Source organism: Dolichospermum sp. UHCC 0315A, assembly GCF_008121535.1.
In the GTDB taxonomy this organism is placed as follows: domain Bacteria; phylum Cyanobacteriota; class Cyanobacteriia; order Cyanobacteriales; family Nostocaceae; genus Dolichospermum; species Dolichospermum lemmermannii.
The window spans coordinates 1,182,138-1,196,740 of record NZ_CP043056.1; the positions used below are offsets into that span (position 1 = coordinate 1,182,138).

The following is a 14,603-nucleotide window of genomic DNA, read 5'->3' on the forward strand; positions in this document are numbered from 1 at the left end:
TAAATTCATGATGAAATTCCAGAAGTAGATATGATCCCCGAATATGCTGACAAATTTCTAATATTTATATGTCAAATGATCTGTTCACTGAACGTTTGCTTGACTACACTAAAGAGATAAGCTTCCATCTGTCCTTGAGCGCCATTATTCTTAATTATTATGAAGTTATCTTTGAAACAACTGGCTGTTTATCTAGGTTTGGTGGTAATTAGCTCTGGTGGTGGTGTCTTTGCTAGTCGTTATTTTTGGACACACAATCTTTCATTTCAACAGTTAAAAAATGTGGCGGTAACTTTACCTGCTGAATCTGTTGTTTCCCAACCTGTCAATGGCATACTCAATTCTCCTGGAGGTGATAATGTCAATTTTATCGCCACTGCTGTCAGCAAAGTTGGTCCTGCGGTTGTGCGGATTAATGCAATTCGGAAAATATCAAATCCGATGACTGAAGCTTTTAAAAATCCCTTATTTCGGCATTTTTTCAAAGAGGATGAACGACTAATGCCCTCAGAAAAAATTGAGCGCGGGACAGGTTCAGGATTTATTCTGACCGAAGATGGTAAGTTACTAACTAATGCTCATGTAGTAGCAGACACAGATACAGTTCAAGTCACCCTCAAAGATGGGCGGACTTTTGAAGGAAAGGTCGTAGGAATTGATACGGTAACAGATATAGCCGCAGTCAAAATCTCTGCCGATAAGTTGCCGATAGTCAAGTTAGGTAATTCACAAAATTTGATTCCTGGACAATGGGCGATCGCAATTGGCAATCCTTTAGGTTTAGATAATACTGTCACTATTGGCATTATCAGTGCCACAGACAGAACTAGCGCCCAAGTAGGTGTTCCTGATAAGCGCGTGAGTTTTATCCAAACAGATGCAGCAATTAACCCTGGTAATTCTGGAGGACCACTTTTAAATGCTCAAGGACAGGTTATTGGTGTGAATACCGCTATCCGTGCTGATGCTCAAGGACTTGGTTTTGCTATCCCCATTGAAACCGCTTTCCGTGTAGCCAATGAACTATTTACCAAAGGAGAAGTTGCTCACCCATTTTTAGGAATTGAGATGATAGATATTTCCACAACTACAAAACAGCGACTGAAAGAGGAAGATCAACTAAACATTCAGCCAGATGTGGGAATTGTCATTAGAAAAGTTATGGAAAAATCACCAGCGCAGACAGGAGGATTACTTCCTGGTGATGTGATTCAAAAGATTAACGGCAAACAAATAAAAATTTCTGCCCAAGTCCAGAAGATAGTTGAATCAAGTACCGTTGGGGACATTCTCGCAATAGAAGTCAACCGCAATGGTAAAACTCAAATCTTTAAAGTCCGTGCCGGAAATTATCCCCAATAGTAGGGAACAGGGAACAGGGAACAGGGAACAGGGAACAGGGGGAGGGGAGCAGGGGGAGGGGAAGAAACTTTCTTTGTGTTCTTTCTTTGTTTTTTTGTTCTTTGTGAACTCCTGACTCCTGACTCCTGACTCGGTGACTCCTGATTCCTATTGATTGGATAAATGTTCCAATTGCATCCTCTGTTCCATTTGGCGGAGAAAATAACCTGTCATCATTGCCGATGCTAGTATTCCCGCTAGATTGTCCCGGTCTGTTGTAATTTGGACATTGAAATGTTCTGTCGGTATCACTCCCACTAGTCCTTGGACATTCTGGGAAATGATTTGTTTAATTTCAGGGCTGACAGCTTGGGCGACACGGGCTAAAACTTCGGGGGATTGATGCTGTAAATATTTAAGTAATTGATTTGGGTTTTCCCCAAAGCGATCATTCAGAAGTTGATTAGGGTGTTGCTCAGAGTCGTCTTGTAAAAAGTCAGGATCAAACACCATTGGCGATTTATATTAGCGTAACTGCTGATTCTACTCTAAACCATATTCATAGAGTAGCGCATTTTCTACAGGGAAAAGGGAAAAGGAAACTTTCTAACAGGGTACAGACACCTGCTCATTAGTAACTTTAACTTGAGTATGGTTAGCGACCATTGTGCGGAATAGATCACCTTCAATAGTTTCTTGTTCTATCAACAAATCAACTGCTCGTTCCAAAATTAACCGATTTTCTTGGATTATTTCCTTAGCCTGAATATAGCAGCGGTTAACAATTTCTCGAACTGCGGCATCAATTTTAGCAGCAATGTCTTCAGAATATTCTGATTTATTCATCCAGTCACGCCCTAAAAATACATCATTGTTTTGATTTTCTAAGGAAACTGGACCCAAATCAGACATTCCAAATTTTGTGACCATTTGTCGAGCCAGACTGGTAACTTGTTGTAAGTCATTTCCCGCACCTGTGGTAACTTCCCCTTTCCCAAACACGATTTCTTCCGCTGCACGACCGCCTAAAGTTGCGGCAATGCGGGCTAAAATTTGGGAACGGGAAATTAAACCCTGTTCTTCATTGGGAGTAAACCAAGTTAAACCTAGTGCTTGTCCTCTGGGAATGAGAGTAACTTTTTGCACAGGATCATGACCTTTAACCAACGTACCTACCAAAGCGTGTCCGACTTCATGATAAGCAATCAGGCGTTTATTTTTGCTATCTACTAAAGCAGTTCCTTCCATACCCGCAACTACTCTATCTATCGCATTATCAACTTCTAAATCGGTAACAGCTTCTTTGCGTCTTCTGGCGGTGAGAATAGCGGCTTCGTTGAGTAAATTGGCTAAATCTGCACCTGTAAAACCAGGAGTGCGCCGAGCGATCGCTTCCAAAGATACACTAGGATCAATCTTCTTATTCTGAGCGTGGACTGTCAAAATTTCCTGTCTTCCCTTCAAATCGGGGACATCCACAATTACCTGTCTGTCAAAGCGTCCGGGACGTAATAAAGCCGAATCCAGGACATCTGGACGGTTGGTAGCAGCAATAATAATAATTCCCGTATTTCCTTCAAAACCATCCATTTCCGTTAATAGCTGGTTAAGAGTTTGTTCCCGTTCATCATTGCCACCACCAATACCCGCACCCCGTTGTCTACCTACTGCGTCAATTTCATCAATAAATATCAAACAAGGCGCATTATCTTTCGCTTTTTTGAACAAATCCCGGACACGGGAAGCACCCACCCCGACGAACATTTCTACAAATTCCGAACCAGACATACTGAAAAAAGGTACACCTGCTTCCCCCGCAATGGCTTTTGCGAGTAGGGTTTTCCCAGTTCCAGGTGGTCCAACTAACAGCACCCCTTTGGGAATTTTCGCCCCTACCGCTGTGAATTTTTCTGGAAGTTTCAAGAAAGTCACAACTTCTTCTAATTCTTCTTTGGCTTCTTTGACTCCCGCAACATCATTAAATGTTACCCCTGTTTTCGCTTCCATTTGAAACCGAGCGCGAGATTTACCAAAACTCATGGCTTGGTTAGAAGCATTTGCAGAACGGCGCAGGAACAATAGCATTAAAGCCACTAAGGGCAAAATCCACATCAGATTGATTAACAACCCCACAGCGGCTCTATTACCAGCGGAGGAAACTTCACCAAACTCAACGTTTTTTTCTTTAAGTTTATTAATTAATTCGGGATTTTGATCTAAAAGGCGCACCTGTAAAGGTATGGTGTCCGGCTTTTGTCCAGCTAAATAAACCTTAGCTATCTGTTCAGTTTGATCCAATTCTACCTTTCTAATTTCTCCTTTATCTGCCTTCTGAATCAATTGCCCATAGGTTAAAGAATTCCGCTCTGGCTTTTGCTGCGCTAAAACGGGACTACTACCAACTAGCCCCGGCAACATCATCAACCCAGCAGCTATGACTCCAGTTAAAACATGACGCTGAGACGAACTTGATAAATGCTGTTTCATTAAAGCCTTTTTGTGCAAATTTTTCATAATAGTTACCTTTATGGCTGTTTTTCTGGTGAAATTGTCAAATCTAGAAATTACAGTTTTCTTATCTAGTTTAACTGCCAGACTCAATTATTAACAGGTGACAGGGGACAAGGTGAGAGTCTTTAAGATAACTGATTGTCATGGGGAATTTTTGATTTTTCGCAGGATCGCCCAACTCCATGTAAAATACATATTCCGGTCTGTATTTCCTGAATATCATGGGCAGCACTTTTGGTCATCTTTTCCGTATCACTACTTTTGGCGAATCTCACGGCGGCGGTGTGGGAGTTATTATTGATGGTTGTCCCCCACAACTGGAAATTTCTGCCGAAGAAATTCAATTTGAGTTAGATAGAAGACGACCAGGACAAAGTAAAATTACGACTCCTCGCAAAGAAGCGGACACCTGTGAGATTTTATCTGGGGTGTTTGAGGGGAAAACTCTGGGAACACCAATTGCTATTTTGGTGAGGAATAAAAATACTCGTCCCGAAGATTATGATGAAATGGCGCAAAAATATCGCCCTTCTCATGCGGATGCTACTTATGATGCTAAATATGGATTCAGAAATTGGCAAGGTGGCGGTAGGTCGTCGGCGCGTGAGACAATAGGTAGAGTAGCCGCAGGGGCGATCGCTAAAAAGATTTTACATCAAGTGGCAAATGTGGACGTTATTGCTTATGTCAAGCGAATTAAGGATTTAGAAGGTGTTGTTGATCCGAATACCGTCACTTTAGCAGATGTCGAAAGCAATATTGTCCGTTGTCCAGATGGCGAAATTGCTAATACCATGATTTCATTAATTGAACAAACCGGTCGAGATGGTAATTCCATCGGTGGTGTGGTTGAATGTGTGGTGCGGAATGTTCCCAAGGGTTTAGGCGAACCTGTTTTTGATAAATTAGAAGCAGATTTAGCAAAAGCGGTGATGTCACTACCTGCAAGTAAAGGTTTTGAAATCGGTTCTGGTTTTGATGGAACTTTGTTAACAGGTTTTGAACATAACGACGAATTTTATATTGATGAAAGTGGCGAAATTAGAACAGTAACTAACCGTTCGGGCGGAATTCAAGGGGGAATTTCCAACGGTGAAAATATTATTATCAGAGTGGCTTTTAAGCCGACGGCTACTATTAGAAAGGAACAAAAAACCGTAACTAAGGAAGGTGAAGAAACTCTTTTATCTGGGAAGGGAAGACATGATCCTTGTGTTTTACCCCGCGCTGTGCCAATGGTTGATGCTATGGTGGCTTTGGTTTTATGTGATCATTTATTAAGGCATCATGGGCAGTGTAAGGTGTTGTAGGCAGTGAGAATTTTAGTTAATTAGAATCCCTCTATTTAACAGCAAAATATTCTTTTTTGTCTCACGCAGAGTCGCAAAGTCGCAAAGAGGAATGCAAGGAGGAGAAATAGGTGGTTGCTATAGGATATTTTTTATTTGCAATTACAAGCCACTGCAAAACGTTTAATTCCGGCTAAATCAGCATGAATGGAAATATTGATATAATTACCATTATTTTCCAACAATTCCCGCACCATTTCTGCCTGTCCTGCCATCATTTCAATTAACCACAGCCCACCAGGACGCAAATAATTAGGGGAAATATCAATTAAATGACGAATATAGTCTAAACCATCTGCACCACCATCTAAGGCTAAATGAGGTTCATGGTTGACTACTTCTGGTTGTAAGGTCAGTACGGTATTACTGGGGATATAGGGCGGATTTGATATCATGCCGCTAAACTGACCTTTGAGGGATTCTAGGGGTTGCCACCAAGAACCTTGATAAAATTGAATCCGTTCCCGAAAACCTAAATCTTCAGCGTTGGTTTGAGCAATGGCTAAGGCGGCTGGACTGATATCTACAGCATGAATAGTGGCGGTTGTGAATGCTTCAGCTAATCCTAGCGCGATCGCCCCACTACCCGTTCCCAAGTCCACCCAGTGACCTGCTTTGGCTTCACCGTTAGCAGCAGTTACGGCCAAATCAATCAATATTTCTGTTTCTGGTCTGGGAATTAAGACCGCAGGGGAAACTGTGAGTTGAAACTTCCGCCAAGCTGTCGTCCCTGCAATATACTGAACCGGTAAACGGTCATCTAATCGCCTTTGCCACAATTGCTCTAATTCTGTTAAGGACAATTTTATGGGGATTTGCTGCCATGTTTTGAAAGATTCTAAACGCAGTGCCAAGCGGTCTAAATTAGCTATTGTTAATAATAGCCAATCTACCTCCATTGGGGATATGTCCGAGGCTATAGCTGTTTGAATTGCGGTTTTTCGCCACTGCCAAAGTTGAAATCCAGAAACTATTTGATTTGCCTTTAACATATCAGGAGGTAAAGATGATTTTTTATTTTTTTGGTTGCTTTGGTAGAGAATTCAGAAATTCTATTGATTCCCGTGAGGGATATAATAAAAATTTGCTCATCGTGAGATCTTTACTGTTAGTGAGTGTGTCAATCACCGAAGATAAATCTGTGACTTCAATTTCTGTATTAGCTGCTTCCTTGGGAACAGCCTTTTTGAATTCTTCTAAAATAACCACTGCTTGTTCCTTTTCAAAAAAAATGGGAACAAAACGCTCCTTTTCTTGAGGAATTGGAATTGTCAAATAGCCTTTTTTTAATAATTTTGGGATAAATAAAGGAACACCATTAAATTGTTCAACTTTCTTACCATTCGTATTCAGTATGTTTTTGGCTGCATCAATTTGTTGTTGGGTAGGTACTAAAGTATAAATGACAGAATCGCGTTTTTGTTTAGCCTCTAATACTATTTGATTGTATTCTGCTAGAGACACAGAGCTAATTTTCAATGTGCTTGCTAACTTAGGATTGTTTTTTTTAATCCTGTTGTCTAGGAATTTCTGAGCATCATCCTTACTAATAAAAAATCCTACAAAAGAAATAGTTTTGGATTGATTATTTCGAGAACTAACTAAAAATTCTCCTTTGAGATTAGTCAGTGTAAAAACAGGTACTGCTCGTAAAATTTTTATCACTTGCTCCTCTGGCAAAGCAAAGGCTTGGAGATTATTTATTCCCAAGATTCCCGCAAACATTACACTACCAGCCAAACCCAATGTTAAGCTCCAACGAACTAATAATTTCATGATCACTCCTCCCGTCAATAATTTTATTAATGCCAGCAACTAGACAAATTGTGAGATTTATGCACCAATAACCAGTTTCAGTTATATCAATACCTTGTCCAAATCGAAAAAAGTCTTGATTTGTAGGTTGGGTTGACGTATGTTACCCAACATGAGCGTCGGGTTGTGATGATATTATCATCTCTAGAAACTGAATATACGCACTAAAGTTAGTTTATTTTTATTTTTACTTGGCTATTCATTTCCATGATCCCACCCAAAAGCCTGAAAACCCTATTATATGTCTTCTCTAGGAAGAAAGAAGATCCTGATGTTTTGCCATTGAGTCCTCTATTTAGTGATCGCTCTAATGTATCTACAGCGGTTTCCGCTCTTATGAGGTACAAAGTTGAATCATGAAACTCTTGTAGTGCGGGCATCTTGCCCGCTAGATATGTACCTCATAACACCGGTAAGTGCTGTAACGTTCCCAAAAGGTCAGTTGTCAGGAGGAAAAAAAGAAGAAGTAAAATCCCCCTGCCCCATGCTCCTCTGCCCTATACTTGACTACGCAAAAGGTAACTATATGGTTCTTCTAGGGATTGCACGGTACTAGATTTAATGGCATCTAAATAACGTAGTAATAACTGGACTTGTTGTAAATTGGGACGATAGGAGAGATTGCCTTGCTTTTCAAATAGTGGTGGAGAGTTTATGCCTGCTTTGAGGGAATCAATTGCTTTGTAGTCGAGATTTTCCTGGGAGTGATGGGTCAGCCAAAGGTGATCTGAAGCCGCAGGAATTAAGCCTGGTGGTAGTTCACCTTCTAGGAAAGCCAATAACCGCTGTTGACAGATACGGGTATTGATACCACGACTTTCAAATAACTGCAAGACTTCACCAAAGGTTAAAGAACGGTTGGGCAATAGTTTTAGCAATTCAGAGAATAGGAAATAATCTGTGTATTGTTGTTTAGGTATGTCTAAAACTTGGGGATGCAACGGTAACATAGTTAAACCTAATGCAACTCGACTGCAATTAGGAGCGCCGTTTTCACCAAGGTATAAGTCCTGAATAATTTTGGCATTAGGCAATTTTTGCCGTAACCAACGGTTAATAGTGCCGACGGAAGCCACACCACCGCTGAGGACAGCTTGATTAATAGCTTCGGTGGGAATACCACGGGCTACTAATAATTTGTTAAGCTCTCGATTGAGACGACGGACAAAGGGGACAAAGACTTGACTTTCTAAATCTCGGCGCTGTAATACCCAACTTTGGTCGGCGAATTCTAGGGTAAAGGTTTCTTGGTGCTGTAAAATTAACTTTAATGCCAATGCTGCATCTAATAAGGCTTGTCCCAGGAGAGAACTTTCTAGACGTTGCTGGAGACGAATCCGTGCTTGTGTATCTGGTTCTCCAACTTTGGGTAGTACCAGTCCTTCTAAACCCAAATTAGAGAATTGCATTTGGTCTAAACCGGGAATTGAGGGTTGCCAATGCCAAGGATTAGCATTCGCTCCTTCATGATGAGATTGTCCAGGTTGGCGAAGTTGGCGGGATTTTGGTGGTAGTAGTAACTGACAAATAATATCCTGTTCAATGCCTTTACCAGAGTAGGCAAAATTGTGGAGCATGAAGTTTTTATGTACCAATTCTTCCAGATTTGCTGGTATATCTACCAAGGTCATTTCTACTAGGGTTGCCCCAATATTAATTGCTAAAGTGTTACCTACCAGGAGATAATTGCTAGTTTTTAAAGCCCGTAAACCCTGCTTTTCGCTGATTTGGATAGATTGACCATTGGCACTGTCTAATTCTGGCAGTAAACTGGCGATCGCTTCTTCCACAAAAAAGACTTGTTGAGGATGAGAGATAAGTTCGCTAGTCACAATCGCTTCTCGAACATTAAAGCGATATTGTTCTGTCCAACTGGAAGGACAAGTACAGATGACACCAGCGATATTCTTAATTACCTTGGAAAAAGTTGGTATATTCATTCCCACAGCATTAGCAATTAAAGCTGGTGTGGTACTAGTTTGACTAGCTCTGAGAGTTGATAGTAGCTTAGAGAGCGATCGCACTACCCAAATCAATGGACCTGCGGAAAACTCATTTAATTGCAGCATTGGTTCCCATTTTTGTCGTTCTTGCTGGTAGGGAACTGCTATTTGTAAATAAGGCTTTAACTGTGCTGAATAAAGATGAGGGGAAGATTCTGATTGTCCATTTTTCACCTGATGAGAAGTTGAATTCGTCGGTAAATAAACTTCTGCTGGTAACCGGAATGATTGCTGAAAGGAAGCATCACCACTTTGATTTTCTGCTGACCAATAAATTGGATAAACTACCAATTTAGAGTGATTTAATAAAGCCGCAGAAATTCCTGTCGTGCCAATATCAATTCCTAAATACCAAGTCGTATTTAAAGTATCCTCTGGGACAAGATGATTATTTTCATCATTGGGAATTGAGGGTTGAGGACTGGTAATTGGAGTTTGCTCACTGGTAATTGAAGCTTGAGGAAAATCTTCTTTTTCTACTTCTATATATGTCTGAGTTGTCAAACTTAAATCTACTTCCTGACAGTTATCTAAAGCTACATCCTGATTTTCCAGTTCTATGTGGGAATTATCTAATTGATTGATAACTGTTATTGGTACTTGTTCATGAGTCGTATCTACTAACAAATCAGTCAGAACTGTAATTGTATCCACAGAATTTGGTTCTGCTAACGTAGTGCTGTCAGCTAGACCAGGAACTGTCGAACTGTTAATTTCTAATGCTGATAAATCATGATTAACCACTTCAGAAGCAATGGATAAACTTTCATCTTCCCTCAGCAAAATATCAGAAGAAAATGAGAAACTTAGCGGTGAAGAAATTTCAGTATTAAAGAAACTGGCATAAAGTTCATCTACTTCATCAGTATTTGTTAACTGTAAATCTTTTGCAGATTGTGTTGGCTCTTGTAACAACTCTGTATCCAGATCAATTGGCAATATTTCCGCAGCAGGAAGTTCTACAAGTACATCTTCTGAAGGTGTTAATTTTTCAACAACCGTGGACTCAGCTAATAATGGTGATGCCGCAGTCGGAAGTTCTGTAGATACATTTTCTGAAGGTCTTAATTGTTCAACAACAGAGGACTCAGTTAATAATGGTGATGCCGAAACTATTTCAGTGTTGACATCAGAAATAGAAGACTCATTAATCAAGACTTGTTGTTGTAAATATTGAGTCAAATTATTGAGAAACTTCGCCATCAATTGTTCACCTTGCATCCCCTCATTGTGCATTTTAGCTAATGCTTGGGATAAGGATTGATAATAGGCGTTAATATTCCGTTCTAGGGCTTCAAAAATAGTATTAACAGTTCCATCTAGAGACAGTAAGCGTTGATCTAAATTCCGAGCCAAATTTGCCAACTGTTCTACCCGTTCTGCTGATTCTAAAATAGGTTGAATGGCAGAAGTAATTGCTTCTAAATTCTGTAAATCAGGGTTACTTATTACCGCAGAATTTGATTTTAGATGTGGCACTAAACGACCCATGAGGACTTCTAAAAATTCAGAAATCATTTCGTCTTGGTTCGCTAACTGCTGACTTAATGAATGGTTTTGCAGTCGCTTTTGCTCTAGTTGCCTAATTTCCTCAATCAAATCTGCTCTTTCTGCTAACAGCCTGGATAATTCCGCTTGTAAAGGCTGAATTAAGACCATTAATTCTTGTTTGATTTGTCCTGTTTCAATACTACTAAGCTCTGGTTGATGCGAACCAGACTCAAATACAGATGGAACATTAACCTCTTGGTTAAATTGTGTCAAGAGAGATGAAAATTTTGGTGTGGGAAGTGGGTTTGTAGTTTCCGGGAGGACATCATCTTTTGATACTTCCTCCTCACTCAGTCGCACCAGGAAGTTATGCACTCGTTGTAAAACGTCTTTTTCCTGTTGTCCTTGGTTAGACAGGAACTTAGAAATGCCTTTAGCTGTGTGAGACAGTAAGTGATCAATATCTGCAATTAGTTGGTGAATTTCATCAATATGGGAAGTCACGTTAAATTACCTTAGTTAAAAATGTACAAAATTTTAGAAGATTCAGGTTTAGGTAGTTTTTAAGCGCAGAGCGCAGTCTACGCGATTGCGTGGTGTTATTCATCCACTCTCGTGAGGGATACAGGAAAATCAAATAATACTTCTAAGTAGGTTGGCGTTAAAAATTGTCGTTATGACAAGGGAACAGGGAACTCTTAACTGGGAACAGGGAACTTAAACATGAGTTTTTCCTGTTCCCTCTGAAATTTTTATAACATAGTTGGTGTAATCTCAGACAATCTCTATTAAAGGTGGTTGTAATTTAATGGGTTGCGACAAGTTAACAGAAAATTGCGGTTACGGGAATCAGATAGTCAGTCACGGGTGGCGGATACGTTGCTATTTTTGGCAGAGGGGCAAAGCAAACAAGAGAATACAGGCACGGAAATTCCTAATTTACCCCACCGCGAGTTAAGTAGTTTAAGTGGATTGGCACGGGAAACTGTGACAAGAGTGCTGACAAAATTAGAAAACAAGGGTTTGATTGTGAGAGATCAAGATATAATTCATATTCCCGATTGGTCAGCTTGGGAAAAAACCATCGTTTAATTTAGTTACCTGCATGAGTATTGTTGATTTGCTCCCAGAAGAACCAGAGAAAGATTCATCTCCTGAATCTCTTCCCCAAAGTCAATTACAGTACCAACCTCTTAAAGTTGAGAGTACCTTGAGGATGGTGGAAACGGCTTTTTTAGCAAGTACGGCGAGTTTAATTTGGTTTATTAATTTTTATTTTCCTTTGGGTCCTGTATTGCGGGTATTTTTTCCTATCCCTATTGCTTTGGTTTATTTACGTTGGGGTAAACGGGCAGCTTGGATGGCAGCGGTGACTTCTGGATTGCTGTTGTCTGTGTTGATGGGTCCAGTCCGCAGTTTGTTATTTGTCATGCCTTTTGGCTTGATGGGTGTGCTATTGGGGGTGACTTGGTATCGTCGTGTCCCCTGGATTGTTTCGATGACTTTAGGGACGTTATTGGGGACTATGGGGGTGTTTTTTCGGCTGTGGTTTTTGTCTGTGCTATCGGGGGAAGATTTGTGGGTTTATGTGATTAACCAAGTGACAGAAATTATTGAATGGATTTTTTTAAAGTTGGAATTGTTAATGACTCCCAATTTATTATTAATTCAATTAGGAGCGATCGCTTTCATTGTTCTTAATAATTTTATTTACTTGTTTATAGTCCATCTTACTGCTTTGTTACTTTTGGATCGCTTAGGAAATCCCATTCCCCGTCCACCTCATTGGTTGCAAGTGTTGATGGATTATGAGTAGTCCTAACTATGATTTTTTTGATTAATTTGATGAAGATGATTAATTGTAAAAGTCATAACTATGATTTTTTTGATTAATTTGATAAAGATGATTAATTAATCAGGAAAATCAGAAAAATCAGAAAAATCACAGTTTAGATATGATTAATATTTACACACAAGTTCCCCAGGGCAAAGCATGGCTTCATCGTTATCGGGGTAAATTACCTATATTTGCCTGTATTTTGGGATTTACAGAAACGGGTTTAATTCCTGGTATTTCTGCCGCTGGGTTGACTCCACAGGATCGCCAATATACAGCTTGTGCTGATGGAGAATTTCTCTATTACGGTGCTGAACATCAACCCAAGTACCCTCTCCCTCCTTTGACTTCCGGGGCTTCTCCTGTGCTGATTTCGCGGGCGGTGGTGGCTAATTTAAATATCCCTGTGTACTTGTTTAATGCGGGATTACCCCATACTCCACCTGTACCATTAATTGATTTGGGTGGTGCGCCGGCGAAGTGTTTAAGTCAGGGTGCAGCTATGGATATAGATACTGTCAAACATTTATTAGCACAAGGATTGCGTTGGGGTGATCAATTAAGTTCTGAATTAAGTTCTCATGGGTATTTAATTCTCAGCGAGTGCGTTGTCGGTGGCACAACAACAGCCTTGGCAATTTTAACTGGTTTGGGCATTGATGCTGTTGGTAAAGTTAATAGTAGCCATCCTGTGTGTAATCACGGACAGAAATGGGATTTGGTGCAAGCGGGATTGGCAAAAATTCCCCCGTCAGTTGATCCTTTAGAACTGGTGGCCGCAGTAGGTGATCCTATGCAGGTGGTAGTAGCAGGAATGGCGATCGCCGCGAGTCGGAGTTGTGGGGTATTATTGGGTGGAGGTACACAAATGTTAGCAGTTTATGCTTTAATTCAAGCGATCGCTCACACATACTCTTTATCTTGGCAACCCGCAGAAATTGTCATCGGCACAACCCGTTGGGTAGCAGAAGATCCCACAGGTGCAACAGTTGATTTAGCCCAAAGTTTAGACAAAAATAGCATCCCTCCTTTGTTAGCTACACAATTGAGTTTTGCTAATTCTCGATATCCTCAACTTCAAGCTTATGAACGGGGTTTTGTCAAAGAAGGTATTGGTGCTGGTGCGGCTTGTATAGCTGCCTCTTTAAGTCAAAATTGGCAACAAAATCAATTATTAGCAGCTATTGAAGCCCAACTTGAAGAACTTAGCCGCAATTAATAAGCTCTCTGTCTGAGTAACTGTTCTTCCAAAGCAGCAATCCGATGATATGCAGCGGTTAACTGAGCTGTTAGCCGTTGAATTTGGATTTCTGGTGTTATTTGTTTATCTGTCGTCTGATAATTCATTTCTACAATACCATCTAACAAAATATCTTTATGCTTCAATTCTTTTAACTCAGGCACTGGCTGTTTCTTTTCTAGATAATGTTCTATGACTGGTAACTTATCTAAAGATGAATCTGACAAAGCTTGAGATAGCCGCATATCAAGCCTTTCAATCACTTCATAGATAGCATCAACTTTCTGGCTTAACGTAAGAATTTGTTTTTCTAAAGATTCCATTTAATACCTGCACCAAAAAATATTGTCTCTATGTTATTCACTTTACTGAGGATCTTCGATATACTTATGGATTATTTAACTTTTCATAAGACCTCGCGGTAAGTGGGAAACGAGCGCGTCTTTAGACCTGAGAGGGAAACGGCACGAGGGATTTTAATCCCTGTGGTATGTTAGAATTAAATTGTGAGTAAGAACAAAAAACATCTACGTGTTGAAGCATCCTAGTACGGAGAAATTCCGGCTCCTATGAAACAACGGTTAGGTTTAAGTCCTAACGGCAGTATTGACTTGAAAGAGCGAGTAATGGCAGGTTGTGGAGCGTACCGCGTCTTGGCTTAGTGATGGATTCTAAAAACACTGAAAACCATAAAAGTAAGCGCAATTTCGACACCTTGATTGGCAGTTGTTTTGAGCGTTTAGGCGGCGTTTGACGGTCGCAGCGAGATTAGATTGAGCTAAACTCTTAATTTAATTCTGTCAGTAGAATCTCAGTGGCTGTCTTCCCTGAGAGTGTCAACTTGTTTCAATACCTTAGCCATTTTTTGCAGGTTGGGTTAAGCGACAGCACAACCCAACGCATTTGTTGGGTTTCAGTGCTGATGCAAGCGGTAAATTTTTATTTATCTATTCTAGCTCAATATGTAAAATTGCCCCATCAAACTCAAGCTATGATTGAGGATGGCTATATTCACC

General features: G+C 40.3%; 10 protein-coding genes and 1 pseudogene. 5 read left to right on the plus strand and 6 right to left on the minus strand.

Features of this window, described 5'->3' with window-relative positions:
* The first annotated feature begins 159 nt into the window (after nucleotides 1–159).
* Nucleotides 160–1,362: an HhoA/HhoB/HtrA family serine endopeptidase gene (locus tag BMF77_RS05465; protein WP_148761249.1), complete on the plus strand. Its 1,203-nt coding sequence runs from the start codon at nucleotides 160–162 to the stop codon at nucleotides 1,360–1,362.
* Nucleotides 1,363–1,509: 147 nt separating this feature from the next.
* On the opposite strand, the gene BMF77_RS05470 is transcribed toward BMF77_RS05465, so the two are convergent.
* The gene (locus tag BMF77_RS05470) at nucleotides 1,510–1,854 is read right to left on the minus strand and encodes a DUF760 domain-containing protein (RefSeq protein ID WP_041458567.1); all 345 of its coding nucleotides are present in this window, start codon (nucleotides 1,852–1,854) and stop codon (nucleotides 1,510–1,512) included.
* 93 nt (nucleotides 1,855–1,947) lie between these two features.
* The gene (gene ftsH, locus BMF77_RS05475; protein ID WP_148761250.1) at nucleotides 1,948–3,855 is read right to left on the minus strand and encodes an ATP-dependent zinc metalloprotease FtsH; all 1,908 of its coding nucleotides are present in this window, start codon (nucleotides 3,853–3,855) and stop codon (nucleotides 1,948–1,950) included.
* 218 nt (nucleotides 3,856–4,073) lie between these two features.
* Here ftsH and aroC point away from each other — a divergent pair, with 218 nt between their 5' ends.
* Nucleotides 4,074–5,162: a chorismate synthase gene (gene aroC / locus BMF77_RS05480; RefSeq protein ID WP_148761251.1), complete on the plus strand. Its 1,089-nt coding sequence runs from the start codon at nucleotides 4,074–4,076 to the stop codon at nucleotides 5,160–5,162.
* Between the two features lie 131 nt (nucleotides 5,163–5,293).
* Here the strand turns inward: aroC and prmC are convergent, their stop codons facing one another.
* The 3 genes from prmC to BMF77_RS05495 form a co-directional block, all read right to left on the minus strand.
* The gene (prmC, locus tag BMF77_RS05485; RefSeq protein WP_148761252.1) at nucleotides 5,294–6,193 is read right to left on the minus strand and encodes a peptide chain release factor N(5)-glutamine methyltransferase; all 900 of its coding nucleotides are present in this window, start codon (nucleotides 6,191–6,193) and stop codon (nucleotides 5,294–5,296) included.
* A gap of 22 nt (nucleotides 6,194–6,215) precedes the next feature.
* The gene (locus BMF77_RS05490; protein ID WP_148761254.1) at nucleotides 6,216–6,977 is read right to left on the minus strand and encodes a Tic22 family protein; all 762 of its coding nucleotides are present in this window, start codon (nucleotides 6,975–6,977) and stop codon (nucleotides 6,216–6,218) included.
* A 536-nt stretch (nucleotides 6,978–7,513) separates the two neighbouring features.
* On the minus strand, nucleotides 7,514–11,014 hold the full coding sequence (locus BMF77_RS05495; RefSeq protein WP_148761256.1) for a hypothetical protein: 3,501 nt from the start codon (nucleotides 11,012–11,014) through the stop codon (nucleotides 7,514–7,516).
* A 309-nt stretch (nucleotides 11,015–11,323) separates the two neighbouring features.
* Here BMF77_RS05495 and BMF77_RS05500 point away from each other — a divergent pair.
* From BMF77_RS05500 to cobT, 3 genes and pseudogenes are all read left to right on the plus strand, one after another.
* Nucleotides 11,324–11,602: pseudogene (locus tag BMF77_RS05500) on the plus strand (Crp/Fnr family transcriptional regulator); the annotation flags it as partial.
* Nucleotides 11,603–11,615: 13 nt separating this feature from the next.
* Nucleotides 11,616–12,326 (plus strand): DUF2232 domain-containing protein, encoded by a 711-nt coding sequence (locus BMF77_RS05505; protein WP_148761258.1) that lies wholly within the window; start codon nucleotides 11,616–11,618, stop codon nucleotides 12,324–12,326.
* A 139-nt stretch (nucleotides 12,327–12,465) separates the two neighbouring features.
* Complete coding sequence (gene cobT / locus BMF77_RS05510; RefSeq protein ID WP_148761260.1) at nucleotides 12,466–13,566, plus strand: nicotinate mononucleotide-dependent phosphoribosyltransferase CobT; 1,101 nt, start codon at nucleotides 12,466–12,468, stop codon at nucleotides 13,564–13,566.
* Here cobT and BMF77_RS05515 read toward each other — a convergent pair.
* Entirely contained in the window at nucleotides 13,563–13,910 is a 348-nt protein-coding gene (locus tag BMF77_RS05515; RefSeq protein ID WP_148761262.1) for a hypothetical protein, read from the minus strand. The two genes, cobT and BMF77_RS05515, sit on opposite strands and share 4 nt — an antisense overlap.
* Between the last annotated feature and the right edge of the window lie 693 nt (nucleotides 13,911–14,603).